The organism is Aminobacter sp. J41, from assembly GCF_000526635.1.
Classification (GTDB): domain Bacteria; phylum Pseudomonadota; class Alphaproteobacteria; order Rhizobiales; family Rhizobiaceae; genus Aerobium.
This window is the reverse complement of the sequence record NZ_JAGL01000001.1, coordinates 84,112-100,915: the sequence shown is the minus strand read 5'-3', so window position 1 is coordinate 100,915 and position 16,804 is coordinate 84,112. Positions and strand designations below refer to the sequence as shown.

General features: G+C 62.9%; 18 protein-coding genes. 6 read left to right on the top strand and 12 right to left on the bottom strand.

The features are described 5' to 3' along the window. The first annotated feature begins 35 nt into the window (after window positions 1–35). Window positions 36–446, top strand: coding sequence for an iron response transcriptional regulator IrrA (irrA, locus tag L630_RS0100500; RefSeq protein WP_034329063.1), 411 nt, complete (start codon window positions 36–38; stop codon window positions 444–446). A gap of 81 nt (window positions 447–527) precedes the next feature. On the opposite strand, the gene L630_RS0100495 is transcribed toward irrA, so the two are convergent. Continuing rightward, window positions 528–1,040, bottom strand: coding sequence for an SH3 domain-containing protein (locus L630_RS0100495; protein WP_245263622.1), 513 nt, complete (start codon window positions 1,038–1,040; stop codon window positions 528–530). Between the two features lie 226 nt (window positions 1,041–1,266). Between L630_RS0100495 and L630_RS0100490 the strand changes: the two genes are divergently transcribed. Next, window positions 1,267–2,268 carry a D-glycerate dehydrogenase gene (locus L630_RS0100490; protein WP_024846326.1) on the top strand — a complete coding sequence of 334 codons (1,002 nt, stop codon included), beginning with the start codon at window positions 1,267–1,269 and terminating at the stop codon, window positions 2,266–2,268. A 6-nt stretch (window positions 2,269–2,274) separates the two neighbouring features. Here the strand turns inward: L630_RS0100490 and L630_RS0100485 are convergent, their stop codons facing one another. The 11 genes from L630_RS0100485 to L630_RS0100435 form a co-directional block, all read right to left on the bottom strand. Next, a complete protein-coding gene (locus tag L630_RS0100485; RefSeq protein WP_024846325.1) occupies window positions 2,275–3,042 on the bottom strand; it encodes a molybdopterin-synthase adenylyltransferase MoeB in 768 nt (255 codons plus the stop codon). A gap of 31 nt (window positions 3,043–3,073) precedes the next feature. Next, window positions 3,074–4,234 (bottom strand): DNA replication/repair protein RecF, encoded by a 1,161-nt coding sequence (gene recF, locus L630_RS0100480; RefSeq protein ID WP_245263630.1) that lies wholly within the window; start codon window positions 4,232–4,234, stop codon window positions 3,074–3,076. A gap of 22 nt (window positions 4,235–4,256) precedes the next feature. Then, complete coding sequence (gene dnaN, locus L630_RS0100475) at window positions 4,257–5,375, bottom strand: DNA polymerase III subunit beta (RefSeq protein ID WP_024846323.1); 1,119 nt, start codon at window positions 5,373–5,375, stop codon at window positions 4,257–4,259. Between the two features lie 162 nt (window positions 5,376–5,537). After that, window positions 5,538–7,022, bottom strand: coding sequence for a chromosomal replication initiator protein DnaA (gene dnaA, locus L630_RS0100470; RefSeq protein WP_245263629.1), 1,485 nt, complete (start codon window positions 7,020–7,022; stop codon window positions 5,538–5,540). A 901-nt stretch (window positions 7,023–7,923) separates the two neighbouring features. Then, window positions 7,924–8,190, bottom strand: coding sequence for a 30S ribosomal protein S20 (rpsT, locus tag L630_RS0100465; protein WP_024846321.1), 267 nt, complete (start codon window positions 8,188–8,190; stop codon window positions 7,924–7,926). A gap of 160 nt (window positions 8,191–8,350) precedes the next feature. After that, a complete protein-coding gene (locus tag L630_RS0100460; RefSeq protein ID WP_024846320.1) occupies window positions 8,351–9,124 on the bottom strand; it encodes an enoyl-CoA hydratase in 774 nt (257 codons plus the stop codon). A gap of 20 nt (window positions 9,125–9,144) precedes the next feature. Next, entirely contained in the window at window positions 9,145–10,026 is an 882-nt protein-coding gene (gene mutM, locus L630_RS0100455; protein ID WP_024846319.1) for a bifunctional DNA-formamidopyrimidine glycosylase/DNA-(apurinic or apyrimidinic site) lyase, read from the bottom strand. Beyond that, on the bottom strand, window positions 10,019–11,248 hold the full coding sequence (locus tag L630_RS0100450) for a phosphopentomutase (protein WP_024846318.1): 1,230 nt from the start codon (window positions 11,246–11,248) through the stop codon (window positions 10,019–10,021). The genes mutM and L630_RS0100450 overlap by 8 nt, the downstream gene beginning before the upstream one ends. Before the next feature lie 106 nt (window positions 11,249–11,354). Beyond that, window positions 11,355–11,996 (bottom strand): TadE/TadG family type IV pilus assembly protein, encoded by a 642-nt coding sequence (locus tag L630_RS0100445; protein ID WP_024846317.1) that lies wholly within the window; start codon window positions 11,994–11,996, stop codon window positions 11,355–11,357. Between the two features lie 17 nt (window positions 11,997–12,013). After that, on the bottom strand, window positions 12,014–12,598 hold the full coding sequence (locus tag L630_RS0100440) for a TadE/TadG family type IV pilus assembly protein (protein ID WP_245263621.1): 585 nt from the start codon (window positions 12,596–12,598) through the stop codon (window positions 12,014–12,016). Window positions 12,599–12,798: 200 nt separating this feature from the next. Then, complete coding sequence (locus L630_RS0100435; RefSeq protein WP_024846315.1) at window positions 12,799–13,224, bottom strand: pilus assembly protein N-terminal domain-containing protein; 426 nt, start codon at window positions 13,222–13,224, stop codon at window positions 12,799–12,801. A 299-nt stretch (window positions 13,225–13,523) separates the two neighbouring features. Between L630_RS0100435 and L630_RS22325 the strand changes: the two genes are divergently transcribed. The 4 genes from L630_RS22325 to L630_RS0100415 all read left to right on the top strand — a co-directional run bounded on the left by L630_RS22325 (window position 13,524) and on the right by L630_RS0100415 (window position 16,801). Further along, a complete protein-coding gene (locus tag L630_RS22325) occupies window positions 13,524–13,694 on the top strand; it encodes a Flp family type IVb pilin (RefSeq protein ID WP_084465648.1) in 171 nt (56 codons plus the stop codon). Window positions 13,695–13,817: 123 nt separating this feature from the next. Next, window positions 13,818–14,339 carry a prepilin peptidase gene (locus L630_RS0100425; RefSeq protein ID WP_024846314.1) on the top strand — a complete coding sequence of 174 codons (522 nt, stop codon included), beginning with the start codon at window positions 13,818–13,820 and terminating at the stop codon, window positions 14,337–14,339. Between the two features lie 117 nt (window positions 14,340–14,456). Further along, on the top strand, window positions 14,457–15,275 hold the full coding sequence (gene cpaB / locus L630_RS0100420; RefSeq protein ID WP_024846313.1) for a Flp pilus assembly protein CpaB: 819 nt from the start codon (window positions 14,457–14,459) through the stop codon (window positions 15,273–15,275). Further along, window positions 15,272–16,801, top strand: coding sequence for a type II and III secretion system protein family protein (locus tag L630_RS0100415; RefSeq protein ID WP_034329058.1), 1,530 nt, complete (start codon window positions 15,272–15,274; stop codon window positions 16,799–16,801). Before cpaB ends, L630_RS0100415 begins: the two co-directional genes overlap by 4 nt. The last annotated feature ends 3 nt before the right edge of the window (window positions 16,802–16,804 follow it).

Genomic DNA, 16,804 nt, shown 5'->3' with positions numbered 1-16,804 from the left:
AACAGGAAAGTGCTGTCTTGACGGATACGCATTACATGAAGTCAGGCGAGTTGGAGCGGCGGGTCCGCGCAGCAGGTCTGCGCCCGACGCGCCAGCGTATCGCACTGGCGGACCTTCTGTTTGCGAAGGGCGACCGGCATCTTTCCGCCGAAGAGCTTCACGAGGAAGCGCTAGACGCGGGCGTCGCCGTCTCGCTGGCGACGGTGTACAATACGCTGCACCAGTTCACGGAAGCGGGACTCCTGCGCATTCTCGCGGTCGAGGGCAACCGTACCTATTTCGACACCAATACGTCCGACCATCACCACTTCTTCATCGAAGGCGAGAACCGGGTGATGGACATCGACACCGGCGCGGTGACGGTTCACAACCTGCCGGAGCCGCCGGAAGGGATGGAGATCGCCAATGTCGACATCGTGGTGAGGCTGCGGCCGAAGTCGTCCTGACGGCTTTTTGAGTTTCCTGAGACAGCAAAGGCGCAGACGGATATCCGCTGCGCCTTTTTGATTTGCCGATGCGGGCGGCGATCAGTCCTTGTAGACTTCCCCCGGATAGGCGCCCCAGATCTGCGTCTGGCTGATCCAGCCGCGATGTCCGGCAACCTCCATCTCGCACCACTGGCCGTCGCATTCCTTGATCGTGCCGATCACGCCCGGCTCGAGACGCGCGACGATGCGCGCATTGGTGTCGCGGTCGGAGCGCAACAGGATCTCCGCTTCCTTGCCGCGCTGCCACGGGGCGGCAATCGCGGTGCGGCGACCGGACAGCAGCGACTGGTTGATCCAGCCCTCGGCGCCGTCTGCATCACGCACCCGGCGCCAGTTGTCGAATTCCTGAATGATCTCCATCGGGATGCCGGCCTTGGTGTACATCCACTCGACGGGATAGTTGAGGCCCGGGCCGATGCGCAGGTTCACCTTGCTCGACTTGAGGCTGACGAAGCGCGGCAGCGGCAGGCCGCTCGGGCCGACCTGGGTCGTCTGCGCGGAGGCGACGGAAGACAGCGGAAGCGCGGCGAGGAAGACGGCGAAAGCCGCCATCGTGGCGTTCACAACGGTTCGAAGCATCGTGCGGGGGGCCATTTTTTCCAGTACGCTCAGCTACTCTTGTGCGGGCCCGCGAGCGTGCGGCGCGGGGCCCCTTTTTCTTTGTCATCGGCAGGTCGGCTTGATACACAGGATCGGAGACCGAAGGCTGCCGGCACCAATTCCAAGTGTCGCCAATCTTGGTTAAAGAGGTCTCAACAGACCCGGATATGAGGACGCTATGACTGGCAGGAAAAAGCCTCTCGTCGTGTTGACCCGCAAGTTGCCGGACGCGATTGAGACCCGCATGCGGGAGCTTTTCGATGCCAGGCTGAACGTCGAGGACCGGCCGATGACGCAGCCCGAACTGGTTGCCGCGGTCAAGGAAGCCGACGTTCTCGTTCCGACCGTTACCGACCGGATCGATGCCGCGCTGATCGAGCAGGCGGGGCCGAATCTCAAGCTGATCGCCAACTTCGGCAACGGCGTCGACAAGATCGACATCGCCGCCGCGATGGCCAAGGGCATCGTCGTAACCAATACGCCGAACGTGCTGACCGAAGACACAGCCGACATGACGATGGCGCTGATTCTCGCGACGCCCCGCCGGCTGGTCGAGGGCGCCAACGTGCTCAAGGGCGACGGCAAGTGGGCCGGCTGGTCGCCGACCTGGATGCTCGGCAACCGCATCTGGGGCAAGCGACTCGGTATCGTCGGCATGGGCCGCATCGGCACGGCGGTTGCGCGGCGCGCCAAGGCATTTGGCCTTTCGATTCACTATCACAACCGCCGCCGCGTAGCCCCCGCGACCGAGGACGCGCTGGAGGCAACCTACTGGGAAAGCCTCGACCAGATGCTCGCCCGCATGGACATCATCTCGGTAAACTGCCCGTCGACCCCGGCGACGTTCCACCTGCTCTCGGCACGCAGGCTCGCGCTGATGCAGCCGTCGGCCTACCTCGTCAACACGGCGCGCGGCGACATCATCGACGAGGATGCGCTGATCAAGATGCTGGAGACCGGCAAGCTCGCGGGCGCCGGCCTTGACGTGTTTGAGCACGAGCCGGCGGTGAAGCCGAAGCTGGTGAAGCTCGCCGCCAAGGGCAAGGTGGTGATCCTGCCGCACATGGGCTCGGCCACGATCGAGGGCCGCATCGACATGGGCGAAAAGGTCATCATCAACATACGCGCCTTCTTCGACGGGCACCGTCCGCCGGACCGCGTCCTGCCCCTCAAGGCCTGAGGGGCATCACGCCTTCGCGCGGTAGCGCACCGTGTCGAACGACGCGCCGAGGCTGTCATACATCAGCAATCGGCCGACAAGCGGCTCGCCGATGCCGGTGATGAGCTTGATCGCCTCCATCGCCTGCAGCGTGCCGATGACGCCGACGAGCGCGCCGACGACACCGGCCTCCGCGCAGGACGGCACGAGGCCGGCCGGAGGCGGCTCGGGGAAGAGATCGCGATAGGACGGGTTCTGCCGCCCGTCAGGACCCTTCTCGAACGGCTTCAGCACCGTGACCGACCCGTCGAACCTTCCGACCGCGCCGGTCACCAGCGGGCGTTCGGCGGCGGCGCATGCGTCCGCGACGGCATAGCGCGTGGCGAAATTGTCCGTGCCGTCGAGGGCTAGATCGTAGCGGGAGACGATCTCGCCGATATTGTCGGGTGTGAGGCGGATCGGGTGCTTCTCGACCCGCACGTTCGGATTGATGCGGCTGATCGCCTCCTCGGCGCTGTCGACCTTGGTCTTGCCGAGCGACGACATGCCGTGGATCACCTGCCGCTGCAGGTTGGAGAGCGAGACCGTATCGTCATCGACGATGCCGAGCGTGCCGACACCCGCTGCAGCGAGGTAGTAGAGGATCGGCGCGCCGAGGCCGCCGGCGCCGACGACGAGCACGCGCGCGCGCTTCAGCTTCTGCTGGCCGGCGCCGCCGATTTCCGGCAGCACGATGTGGCGCGCATAGCGCTCGAGTTCCTCGTCGGTGAGGGGAGGGGGCGTTGGCTGGTTCATACGCCGATCATAGCCGCTCGGGGCGGTTATGTCAGCGCGAGGTGATCGTGCCGCCCGAAACGGTCAGGAACTGCGCACGACCTTCGAGTGCGGAGAACAACGCGGCGTCCGTGCCTGACATGAAGGCCTGGCAGTTGAGCTCTTCGAGAATCTGGAAGAGGGCCGCGCGACGGCCCGCATCGAGATGCGCGGCGATCTCGTCGAGGAGAAGGATCGGCGCCGAGCGCGACAGCTCCGCGACGAGCCGGGCATGCGAGAGGACGAGGCCGGTAAGCAGCGCCTTTTGTTCGCCCGTGGAGCAAAGCTCAGCCGGCATGTCCTTGGGCCTATGGCGGACGAGGAGGTCCGAGCGGTGCGGACCTTCGAGCGTGCGGCCGGCTGCGCGGTCGCGATAACGGTTCTCGGCAAGCGAGCGGTGAAACGCTTCCTCGACGTCGACGGCAGGTTGGTAAGCAAGCGCTTCCTCAAGCGTGCCCGCAAGCGCGATGTCCGCCTTCGGAAATGGGCCGTCGGCCGGCAGATGCTCGATCATGCCGGAGAGCAGGCGCACCATCTCGACGCGGGCGGCGGCAATTGCCGTGCCTGTCTCCGCCATCTGCCGCTCTATCGCCTCGAACCAGGCGTCGTCGCGGGCATTTTCCGTAAGCAGCTTGTTACGGCCGCGCATCGCCTTTTCGTAGTCGAGCGCGCGGCGGCCATGCGCCGGATCGATGGCGAGTACCAGCCGGTCGATGAAGCGGCGCCGGTCGGAGGCCGGACCGGTGAAGAGCGCGTCCATTGAAGGCACAAGCCAGATCACGCGCAGCCATTCGAGCATTTCGTCGGCAGAGCGGGCAGGGGCGCCGTTGATGCGCACCTTGCGCCCGGACGTTTCGCCCTCGCCGGCGGTTCCCGTGCCGATCTCGACCTCGCCGAACGGACCTTCGACACGCGCATGGATGGCAAAGCCGGTGGTCGCACCCGCACGCGCGACGTCTTCATGCGAGGCGCGGCGCAGGCCACGCCCCGGCGTCAGAAACGAGACCGCTTCGAGGAGATTGGTCTTGCCGGCGCCGTTTTCGCCGGTGAGGACGACCGCGCCGGGCCGGAAATCGAGCGCCAGACTGCGATAGTTGCGAAAGTCCGTCAGCAGCAGCCGCGAGACATAGGTCTGCGGCTCCGCCAGCGGCGGCGCATTGTCATGGTCGTCGATCACGGCAGCGGGCGATGCGCGCTTAGACGCGCATCGGCATCAGCACGTAGAGCGCATGCTCGTCGCTGGTGTCATGGATGAGGGTCGGCGAGCCGGCGTCGGCGAGCAGGAAGCAGGCCTCGGAACCGGAAAGCTGAGCGGCAACGTCGAGCAGGTACTTCGCATTGAAGCCGATCTCGATCGGGTCGGCGCTGTAGTCGGCCACCACTTCTTCCGTCGCGCTGCCCGAATCCGGGTTGTTGACGGTGAGCGTGACGAGCCCGTCGCCGATTGAGAGCTTCACTGCACGGCCTCGCTCCGACGAGATGGTCGAGACGCGGTCGACGGCCTGGGCAAAGCTCTGGCGGTCGATGACCAGCTTCTTGTCGTTGCTGGTCGGGATGACGCGCTGGTAGTCCGGGAAGGTGCCGTCGATCAGCTTCGAGGTCAGCACGACCGTGCCGATGGTGAAGCGGATCTTGGTGTCGGAAAGCTCGACCCTGACGGAAACGTCCGGCGTATCGACGAGCTTCTGCAGCTCGCTGACGGTCTTGCGCGGAATGATGATGCCCGGCATGCCTTCCGAGCCCGAAGGCGCCTCGACCTCGGCGCGGGCAAGGCGGTGGCCGTCGGTCGCGACCGAACGCAGCGTCAGGCGGCCGCCTTCCTCATGCGTGTGGAAGTAGATGCCGTTGAGATAATAGCGCGTTTCCTCGGTCGAGATCGCGAACTGCGTCTTCTCGATCAGGCCCTTGAGGGCGGAGGAATCGATGCTGAAGCTGTGGGTGAAGGAGCCTGCGGTCAGCTCCGGGAAGTCGGCCTGCGGCAGGCACTGGAGACGGAAGGACGAGCGGCCGGAAATGACCGTCATCGCATTGCCGTTCTCGTCGAGCTTGAGCATCACTTCCGAGCCGTCCGGCAGCTTGCGGACGATGTCGTAGAGGAGATGCGCGGGAACGGTGGTGGCGCCTGCCTGCTCGATGCTGGCCGCGGTCGCTTCCGTCACTTCCAGGTCAAGGTCGGTCGCCTTCATCTCGAGGCTTTCGCCCGTGGCCGACAAGAGGACGTTCGACAGGATCGGAATCGTGTTCCGTCGCTCGACGACGCGGTGAACGTGGTTGAGTGACTTCAGCAGGTTGGAGCGTTCGAGAATGACACGCATGACACGCAGGATCCCGCAGCAAGTTTTACAGAAAGGCCAGTATTTCCAGTGAAGTTGGCTGGCGCAAATGGAAAATGACCCTGACGGGAAACCGGCCGGAAGGCAAGCCATCCAGCCGGTTTTGATCGTCGCAGTGGGCGATCTTTCAACAGATCGCGGCGTTTAGCTCGTCTGTTCGCTAATCAGACGCTTCAGGAGCTCGACTTCCTGTGCGAGCGTGTTGTCGGAGCCGGTGAGACCCTCGATCTTGCGCACCGCGTGCAGCACGGTGGTGTGATCGCGGCCGCCAAAGCGGCGTCCGATCTCCGGCAGCGAGCGCGGGGTCATCACCTTGGCGAGGTACATGGCGACCTGACGCGGCTTGACGATCGTGCGCGTGCGGCGGTTCGACAGCAGCTCGACTTTCGACACGTTATAGTGCCGGGCGACGATGCGCTGGATGTCCTCGATCCGCACGCGCTTGGGTTCACCCGAGCGGTACATGTTCCCGAGAACTTCGTCGACCCACGCGATCGACACTTCCGGCTCGAACGACTGGCGGAACAGGATCTGGTTGAACGCACCTTCCAGCTCGCGGCCGCTGCCGGTCACGGTCTGGGCAATGTGCGCCAGGATCTCGTCCGGAAGCTTCAGCGACGGATCTTCCGCGGCTGCCGCCTCGTAGCGCTGGCGCAGGATGGCCAGGCGCATCTCGTAGTCGGGAGCCGCGAGCTCGAGTGCCACGCCGCCATTGAGACGCGAACGCACGCGCGGTTCGAGCGATTCCAGCTCTGCCGGCGGACGGTCCGCCGCGACCACCACCTGCTTGGCGCTGTCGAGCAGCATGTTGATGAGGTGGCAGAACTCATGCTGGATCGACTTGCCCTGCAGGAACTGCATGTCGTCGATGATCAGCAGGTCGATGTCGCGCAGCTGCTCCTTGAGGTGCAGCGCATAGTTGTCGCGGATCGCGGTTGCGAAACGCCACATGAAGTACTCGGCCGTAAGGTACACCACGCGGGCCTGCGGACGGCGACGGATCGCCTCGGCGGCAATCGCCTGGAGGATGTGGGTCTTACCGAGACCGACCGACGCGTGCAGGAACAGCGGGTTGAAGCGCAGTGCGTTCTGCGAGAACTCAGCCACTGCACGTGCTGCCGCGAGTGCCACGCGGTTCGACGGGCCTTCGACGAAGGACTCGAACGTGTAGCGCGCGTCGAGCGGAGAGCCGAGCACGGACTGCTTGCCGCCCTGCGGTTCCTGAGATGCGGCCTGCGCCCGCGGCGCGGCCGGCTTTGCCGTGTGCTCAACGCCTGGAGCAGGGGCCGCCGCGGCCGCCGCCGGTGCTGCCGGACGCTGCGGAGTGCGGACCGGTGCCCGCTCTTCGACCGGCTGGACGACCGTACGGGCCGCCGAACGAACCACAATCTCGACCTTGAGCGTGGACGGATCGCCCTGCTTCCAGAGTTCCGAGATCAGCTCGACATAGTGGCTGTTGATCCACTGGCGCAGGAACGCCGTCGGAACCGACAGTCTCACCAGACCACGAGAGGCTTCTGCCAGCTGCATTCTGCCGAACCAGCTGGAGTAGACGTCATTGCCAAGCCGGGCCTTCAGTTGCGCCTTCACGCGCTCAAAGTTTGCCTCGGGCCCGCTCGACTGCGTCATGCCATCACCCTCGTCAATACCCCTGCCCTGAATCAGCGAGGCTGTCTCGCCTCGCGCCGCCATGCCGCCTTGCATGTAAAATATCCCTGTCTTTGACGCCCAGAGCGCGACCCTGCCGATTGTGTCTCGACCGTCTGTGTCGGATCCCGATCGTGTCGGGTTTCCCGGCTCGGTGCCGCGCTGTTAAATTCGTTGCCTTCGTAACCTGCGCTTGGTCCCCTGCTTTCCCTTTCGTCAAACCAAACCCACCAGCCCGAGGACAGGTCCCCGCTGTAAGGTAGTCAAAAGATGTCGTTCTCAGGGCGCGGGCCCTGAGTCAAAATGTCTTACGGGTAGGTAGTCCCCTTGGTACCGAAGGACAAAAGACGGCTGCCGTGAACTCGCGTTCACGCGTACTGTCTCCGCTGTCTGGCTTGATCAGCAAGGCTTTTGGCCTCGCCCTTCGATGTCCAGACACTACAAAAAATGGCGTTGGATGGGCAAGTGACCCTCTGGCAATTTTTGCCGAGTCAGCTTCGCTTCGGGTCTTGACTCGCGAACCGCCGAGCGGGCGTGAAACGCAAAGTCTTTTTGATTCAAAACCTTTCGCGAGGCTTGCCGAGAATCACCCCCGAGCAAGAAAATCTTCTTGACATTCCGGGAGCGGCGCTGAGCTCGCTGGAGAATCTGGCGAAGAATCTGAACCGCAGACAAGTCTTTGAAAATAAACGATCTTTTGTGCGGAACTTGCGGTCACGGGATTCGACAAAAACCCGGATTTTTTGAAACCGGAATCGTTGGCCGGCGAAAATTTTCGTCTGCCGCAGCGGCAGCGAAACGCTATGCCCAGGAAATCCGGACAACAAAAAACCCGGCGCCGAGGCACCGGGTTCGTGAAACGCGAATGAAGAGAAGCGAAAGCTTACGCGCTGAGCGTCTTCAGGCGCTTAGCAAGGCGCGAAACCTTGCGAGAAGCCGTGTTGCGGTGGATGACGCCCTTGGAAGCGGCGCGCATCAGCTCCGGCTGAGCTGCGTTGAACGCTTCCTGTGCTGCTTCCTTGTTGCCCAGTGCCAGCGCTTCCTCGACCTTGCGAAGGAAGGTGCGAACGCGCGAGCGGCGGTTCTTGTTGACCGCAGTGCGGCGGGCGATTTTTCGCGTAGCCTTCTTGGCCGAAGACGTGTTGGCCATGGTGCCTCTCTCTCGAAACTGATGTCTATGCTCGCAAGTCCGTACCAGTTAAGCACCGACACGAGCACACTTTATAACACAAGGGGCGGCCGTGGGCCGCCTCAGTTGGGCTGGCTTATAGAGGAGCTTTCCCGATCCGTCAACGCTTGAATCCGCCGCCTCAGCGGTTCGTGAAATTGGGCTTCCGCTTCTCCACGAAGGCGGTCATGCCCTCCTTCTGATCATCGAGCGCAAACATCGAGTGGAACAGCCGGTGCTCGAAACGCAGGCCCTCTGAAAGGGTGGTTTCGTAGGCGCGGTTGACCGCTTCCTTGTTCATCATGATCGCGGGCAGCGACATGCCGGCGATCTTCTCGGCGGCAGAAATTGCCTCGTTGAGGAGCTCGGCCACCGGCACCACGCGTGAAACGAGGCCCGAGCGCTCAGCCTCGGCAGCATCCATCATGCGGCCGGTCAGGCACATGTCCATCGCCTTCGACTTGCCGACGAAGCGGGTCAGCCGCTGCGAGCCGCCCATGCCGGGCATGACGCCGAGCGTGATCTCCGGCTGGCCGAACCTGGCGTTGTCGGCGGCGATGATGAAGTCGCACATCATGGCAAGCTCGCAGCCGCCGCCAAGCGCATAACCGGCAACCGCGGCGATGATCGGCTTGCGGATGCGCTGGAGGGCATCCCAGCCCGCGAAGAGGTCGGCGCTGAAGACATCGGCATAGGTCTTCGACTGCATCTCCTTGATGTCGGCGCCGGCGGCAAAGGCTTTTTCCGAACCCGTCAGCACGATCGCGCTGACGCCCTCGTCTGCGTCGAAGGCCAGGGTCGCCGCGACCACCTCTTCCATGACCTTCGTGTTGAGCGCGTTGAGCGCCTGCGGCCGGTTCAGGGTGATCAGGCCGACTTTGCCGCGGGTTTCGACGAGGATTGTTTCGTAGGCCATGCGTGGTCTCCCTGGAAAACTCAATTCTGGCATGAGGTGCAGTAGAAGGTCGAGCGCCCGCCCTGGACCATGCGGCCGATCGTGCCCTCGCAACCGGGCCGCAGGCAGGGCTGGCCGGTGCGATCATAGACCCGGAACGAGTGCTGGAAATAGCCCATCGACCCGTCGGTCTGCACGTGATCGCGCAGCGACGAGCCGCCGGCCTCGATCGCCTCAGCAATGACCTCGCGGATGGCGCTGGAGAGCTGCTCGCAGAGCGATGCGTCGGCGGCGATGCTGCCGGCCTCGCGCGTCGGGTTGATGCCGGTGCGCCAGAGCGCCTCGCAGACGTAGATGTTGCCAAGCCCGGCGATCAGCCGCTGGTCGAGGAGGGCGGCCTTGATCGGCGTGCGCTTAGCCCCGAGCAACTGGCTGAGCAACTGGCCATCCAGCGCATTGCCCGTCGGCTCAACGCCAAGGCCCGCAAGCGAGGGATGGCTGTCGAGCGAACCGGCATCGGTGAACAGCATGAAGCCGAAGCGGCGCGGGTCATTGAAGATCACGCGCTGGTAGGCGCCCGCTCTGTCTTCAAGGTGGAAGACGACGTGGTCGTGCGCCTCGTTCTTCGAGCGCTCATGGTGAAAGTCGCCGACGACGTCGTCGTTCTCACCGGAACGGATCCGAAACGAGCCGGACATGCCAAGGTGGCAGATCAGCACCGGGTCGCGGTCGACATGTATAATAAGGTATTTGGCGCGCCGGCCGAGCGAGACGATCCGCCGGCCCGTCAGCGCCTCGACGAAGTTTTCCGGGAAGGGGAAGCGCAGGTCCGGGCGGCGCTGCTCGACCTTGCGGATGAGCGCGCCTTCCATCACCGGTTGCAGCCCGCGCCGGACGGTTTCGACTTCGGGAAGTTCAGGCATTTGACGAAATGAGGTCCAGGAAGGAAGTGCCGTGGCGGCCGGGTGCGATGCCGAGATGGGCGGCAACCGTCTCGCCGATGTCGGCATAGGTCGGTCGCACGCCAACGGAGCCCGCCTTCAGCTTCGGCCCGGTGCCGAGAATCGGCACGCGCTCGCGGGTGTGGTCGGTGCCGCGCCAGGTCGGGTCGCAGCCGTGGTCGGCCGTAAGGATCAGCATGTCGCCGTCGCGCAGCCGCGAAAGAGCCTCGGGCAGGCGCGCGTCGAAAGCTTCCAGCGCGGCGGCATAGCCCGGCACGTCGCGGCGGTGACCGAAATTGGTGTCGAAGTCGACGAAGTTGGCGAAGATGAAGTCGCCGTCACCGGCCTCGTCCATCGCCTCCAGGAGCGCATCGAACATGCGCATGTTGTTCGGCGCCTTGCGCAGCGTTGACACGCCGCGATGGGCAAAGATGTCGCCGATCTTGCCGACGGCATGGGTCTTGCGGCCGCCCTCGACCACTCGGTCGAGTAGGGTGGGCTCCGGCGGCGGAGTGGCAAAGTCCTTGCGGTTGGGGGTGCGCACGAAGGTCTCGCGCGTTTCGCCGACGAAGGGGCGGGCGATCACCCGGCCGATCTTGAGCTCGTCCGCCAGCCGGCGGGCGATGCGGCACACCTCGTAGAGCCGCTCGAGGCCGAAGCGCTCCTCGTGCGCGGCGATCTGGATGACGGAGTCGACCGATGTGTAGATGATCGGCTTGCCGGTGCGCAGGTGCTCTTCGCCATATTCCTCGATGACGGTCGTCCCGGCGGCGTGCTTGTCGGCCAGAATGCCGGGAAGGCTCGCTTCGCGGATCAGCGCCTCGGTGAAGGAAGCGGGGAAGGCCGGATGGGTATCCGGGAAATAGCCCCAGTCGAAGCGGACCGGCAGGCCGGCGATCTCCCAGTGGCCGGACGGCGTATCCTTGCCGCTCGAGGTTTCGGTGGCGGCGCCGAAGAAGCCCGAGGTCGTTGCGGCCGGAAGGTCGCGTCCGTGGGCGAGCGCCGCCGCGTGGGCAAGGCCCAGCGATGTCATGTGCGGGAGGTTCAGCGGGCCGGAGCGCAACCCTTCCGCATCGCCTTTGCCTGCGGCGCAGCCGGCTTCGATATGGCCGTAGGTATCAGCTCCGTCATCGCCGAATGCGGCGGCATCGGGCGCGTTGCCGATGCCGAAGGAGTCCAGAACGACGAGGATTGCGCGGGACATCCGGCTTCTCTTGCTGGTGAAGGTTCAACCAGAGATATGACCGCCGTCCCGCCTTGGCAATCCGCATTGAACTCCTGCCAGCAGTCGCGGAAGATTAAATTGCCATTCACGCGCTCGGGCAGGTGGACGTATCCCATTTGACTTCCGAACTCAGGCGACCGCGCAGGTAATATGTCTCCGCCATGGGGATGTTATCGAACGCCGACATGAGTCCGAGGGACGCCTTCTCGTCTGCAGCCCAGGCGATTATGGGGCGGTAATCGAGGCTTGTTTGGACGCGAACAAGATATGTTCCCCTGATCTTAAGAGCGGCCGGAATAGATACTTCGCTGCCGATCGGAGCTCCTGCAGAGGAGGTGTTGTTGACGGACTTGCGGGACCAGTCGACGGTTGCCTTGGGGTTGGTTTCGTCGCTGATCTTGATGCCGGTAATTTCTATTGAGGGAACCGTGCGATCATAGGGATAGATCGTCGCTTGGCCAATATCGATGATATTGTCCAGTTTAGTTGGATTGACGCATGTCTGCTGCGTAACGAGGTCGGCAACCATCGAGGAAATACGGCTGACCTTCTTGTTCGTCTCCAGCGCCAGTGTCACTTCCATGGTCATGAAGTAGAGCACGAGCAGCAGCGGCGCGATCATCGCGAACTCGACGGCTGCGACGCCGCGACGGTCGCGGACCATCGATGACACTGCGGCCGTTATCCTGCCGGCGAGACGCTTGGAGTAGAAGGCAAATATGCTCATTGTCCGTTCCCCGCCGCTCAGTCTTCGAATGGTTCGTTCTGCCAGGTGACGCTGGCGAAATGGAGCGTGTTGCCGCCCTTGAGGTTCGACATTGACTTGCGCAGGAGGTCGGTCATCACCGGCCAGCGGTAGAAGGCGCGCAGCTGGTTGATCGTGCCGGATTTGCCCGGCTTGATGTCGAAGCCGGTGTCGTCGATGTCGTCGTCGCTCGTGTACTTGATCTTGACCGCGGCGGCCTGCGAGAAGGTCGTGTAGTTCTTGAGGTCGACGAGAAGGCCAGGGCAGCCCGTGGTCACCACGATCTGGATCTGCTCGCAGATCTTGTTGCGGACGAGGTTCTTGTTTGCCTCGACGTCGGCGGGCCTGATCTGGCCGGTGCGGAACTGGCGGGCGACGTTGTCGGTTGCGTTCATCAGCAGCTGCTGCCCCGCAAAGGAGATGCAGCTCTCAAGGATCGCAAAAACGAGGAGCGAGAAGGGCAGCGCCAGCGCCGCAAATTCGATCGCGATGGCGCCATCGCGGTTGCGCGCGAAGCGCTGCAGCCAGTTGCGTATCTTCATCGAGCGCGACTTCGACGGCCGCCCGTTCCTGAGGTGTACCATGCTGTCCCCCGCCACCGTACATCTCGAAGGACGTTACACCAGCCGTGTTGATGTCCCGTTTTGAGCGCAATTAGAATTGTGACGTCCGCAGCAACACTTCGTTAAAGGCCGCGGCCGCGATGCGGTTAAAGCAACGCCCGTACTCTTTATAATAATGCGCGTGTAAAGACTGGCTTGCGGCAGATGATGATTGCTGAGGCTCAGAAACCCGCGTTCATTGCAGCTTCCGAGCGCTGCTCTTCATCATTCTTGAACGCGCTCTCGCAGAACGGCGAGCAAGACAGCGTCTGCACCTGCGAGCGCCGGTAGATGCGCACCGAATTGGCGAAGCTGCGCGAAACCACGACCTGCTCGTCGACGACGACATTGCCTCTGTCATCCATGACGACGAGGTTGGTCACGCCAAAACCCTTGCCGGTGAGCACGATGGTCGACGGATCCTGGACGGACGCGTCGGCGATCTGCGGGTTGCCGATAATGATGGTGTCAGCCGGTCGCGCCAGCTTAACGATCCTGGCCTGGTTCATCTGTACCTCGATCGCCTCCGCGCTGGCGTGTCCCGCCAGAAGAGCCGATCCCACAAACCCCAGCGCGGCTGCAGCCGCCTTAGCCATCACGTGACGCATTATCAGCGATCTCCCGCTCCACCACCTGCCGGAAGATGAATCAGATTGGTGAATCAACGGTTAAGCGTTCTTGCGAATGGAAATTGCGCAGAGTTGCGCGGGACGTGCGCGAATGCTTTAAAAGCAGTACGAATACTTCATTGCCATTTAACCAAGTCGAATAGTCGCGGAAATAAAGACTTCGGTAATCCTGTTTCTTAAGCAGGTGGCAACAGCTCCTCTGTAATGTCCGGGCATCCGATCGACACGGCAGAACGTTGACGGAAGTGCTGTAAACACATGGAGCTAGGAGACCTCTAATGTCGAAGATTATCGCACGCTTCATCAATGATGAATCCGGCGCGACTGCCATCGAGTATGGCCTTATCGCCGCCCTTATCGCACTCGCCATCGTTGCCGGCGCGGGCAGCCTCGGTAACAAGCTGAGCGATCAGTTTAACTTCATCTCCAACAATTTGAAGGCGAGCTGATCAACTGTCGAACTTTCTCGAATGCATGGGCCACCCAGCGGTGGCCCTTTTTCGTTTCAGCCCTCACCAAAGGTTAAGCTGTTTGCGGAAATATCCGCGTCGTGGAGATTTCCAGGAGTCGTCATGCTTGAAGCGCTGATATTCGTCGTCTTTCCATTCTGCATGGTCTACGCGATGGTGTCGGACATCCTGTCGATGACGATTGCGAACCGTGTGCCGGTGATTTTGGCGGCAACCTTTGCCGTAGTCGCGCCGCTGACCGGCATGGACATGACGACCTATGCGATGCACTTCGCGGCAGGGGCGCTGGTTCTGTGCGTGACCTTTGTGCTGTTCGCGCTGCGCGCGATGGGGGGCGGCGACGCAAAGCTGCTGGCGTCTACTTCCCTCTGGATGGGGTTTTCGCTCGAGCTGCTGCAGTATCTTGTCCAGACGGCGATACTGGGTGGTATTCTCACCTTGGGAATACTTCTCTACCGGGGTTCCGTGGCGGCCGTATTTACCGGCGACAATGTGTTTACACGCAATCTGGCGAATAAGCACGTTGGAGTACCATATGGTATTGCACTGGGTGCTGCCGGGTTGATGGTTTATCCGTCGACACAACTGATGCAGTGGGCCGTCGCGCGCCTTGTTACTGGCTAGGATGCGATAAAAACAAAATTAAGCATCCCTGTAAGGTTTCAATTAACCATAATTTGACGATTGCGAGGTCAATGTCCGGATCGGCTTAGTGGAGCGCCGAGTACGAGGTCCGGACGAATGGCACCATCCCGTGTGATTATACTCGGAGTCGCTGTAGCGGCAGCTGTGGGGGCTGGCTATGTCGCAAAGAACATGGCGACGCCGGCTCCGGCTGAAGCGACTCCCGAATCCGTACAGCAGGAACCTGCGATCAGCCTGACGGAAGTCTTGGTGCTGAGCGCGGATGTGCCGATGGGCGCGCCGCTCGGCGGGAACATCACCTGGCAGGCATGGCCGTCCGACGGCATCAATGATGCCTTCATCACCAAAGAACAGGATCCCAACGCCCTTGAGGAACTGACCGGGGCGCTGGCACGCGTTCCGCTTTACTCGGGCGAGCCGCTGAGACGATCCAAGCTGATCGGCGAGGGCCACAGCTTCATGTCCGCGGTGCTGCCTGCAGGCAAACGGGCGGTGGCGACGCAGATCGCGGCCGATACCTCGGCCGGCGGCTTTATCCTGCCGAACGACAATGTCGATGTAATCATGACGCGCCGGGCGCCCGAGGGCAGCGGCAGCGCGAGCGGTTACGTGACCGAAACGATCCTGAAGAACATCCGCGTCCTGGCGATCGACCAGAACATGCAGGAGGACGAGGAGGGCAAGCTCGTCCGGGTCGGCGACACCGCGACGCTCGAGCTCACGCCCCAGCAGGCAGAGATCATTACGGTGGCGCAACAGATGGCCGACCGCCTGACCCTCGCGCTGCGCTCGGTGGCGGATGCGACCGAGAAGGTCGACGAAGAAGCAGATCACTTGCTGTCCGGCAGCGGGCGGCGCGGGACGGTGCGCCTGATCCGTTCAGGCGAGGTTACGGAAGTGGGGGCGGGCAAATGACCGCAAGGATGACGTTTCTGCGGCTGGGTGGGGCAGCAGTCGCAACATTGTTGGCAGTAGGCGGTGCTCTGACTGCATTTCCGACCGCATCGTTTGCCCAGGGCACGGTGACGGTCTCGCCGCAGTCGGCGCACCAGCGGATCAAGCTCGGCCTCAACAAGTCGCGGGTGATCGAGCTGCCACGGGACGCCTATGACATTCTGGTCGCCAACCCGGCAGTTGCCGACGCGGTGACCCGCACGGCGCGGCGCATCTACCTATTTGGCAAGACGGTCGGCGAAACGAACATCTTCGTGTTCGGGCCGAACGGCGAGCAGGTGGCGAGCCTGGAGATCCAGGTCGAGCGCGATGTCGCGGGGCTTGAGGGCTACCTCAAGAAGTTCCTTCCCGAATCCGAGATCACCGTCGAGCTGATCAACGACAACGTCGTGCTGACCGGCACCGTCCAGACGCCGCTCGACGCCAAGCGCGCCGAAGAACTGGCGCGGATCTTCGTCTCCGGCGGTGAAGCGACGACCGGCCAGTACGCGATGACCGCGGCCGGCGGCAACGCAGCCGGCGGTGTCGACATCAACAACCCGGACAGCGAGCGCCGCACCAGCCGCATCGTCAACATGCTGAAGATCGTTGGCGAGGATCAGGTGACGCTGAAGGTCACCGTCGCTGAAGTCAGCCGCAACGTGATGAAGCAGCTGGGCGTCAGCATGGTAGGAGGAGGCAATATCGACGGGATTCAGTGGTCGCTGATCAATGACAACGCGCTCGGCCTCGGGAGCGTCCTGTCGCCCGAGCCATCAAGAATCGGTGGGCGCTTGATCGACGCTTACCTAAACGCGATGGAACGGGCTGGGGTGATGAAGACGCTCGCCGAACCCACATTAACTGCCGTCTCGGGCGAAAAGGCGACTTTTCGGGTAGGCGGCGAGTTTAATGTCCTGGAAAGCGTCGACGCGATCAGGAACGACGACAACCGCGACGGCGCCACAAAGGTCTCGTTCAGGCAAATCGAGTACGGAATCGGCCTCGAGTTCATGCCAGTCGTGCTGTCGCCCGGCCGCATCAGCCTGAAGGTTCGCACTCAGGTGTCCGAGCCAACGTCCGAAGCGCCCGGGTTTGGTAGTGGGGGACGTGGGAAGTCGTATAACGTGATCTCAATCCGCAAGCGCCTTGCCGATACGACGATCGAGCTTCCCTCGGGCGGCTCCATGATGATCGCTGGCCTCGTGCGCGACGACGTGCGCCAGGTGGCGAACGGCCTGCCTGGCCTGTCGAAGGTGCCGGTTCTCGGCACGCTGTTCCGCAGCCGCGACTTCGTACGCAATGAGACCGAGCTGGTCATCATCGTCACGCCTTATCTCTCGAAGCCGGTTGCGCGCACCGCACTCGCCAAGCCGGACGACAATTTCAACCCGGCGAGCGATGGCGCCGGCATGTTCCTGAACCGCGTCAACCGCGTCTACGGAAGCATGAAAACCGACAAGCCTGCCGGGCGCTACCACGGCGTGGTTGGCTACATTTACAAGTGATCG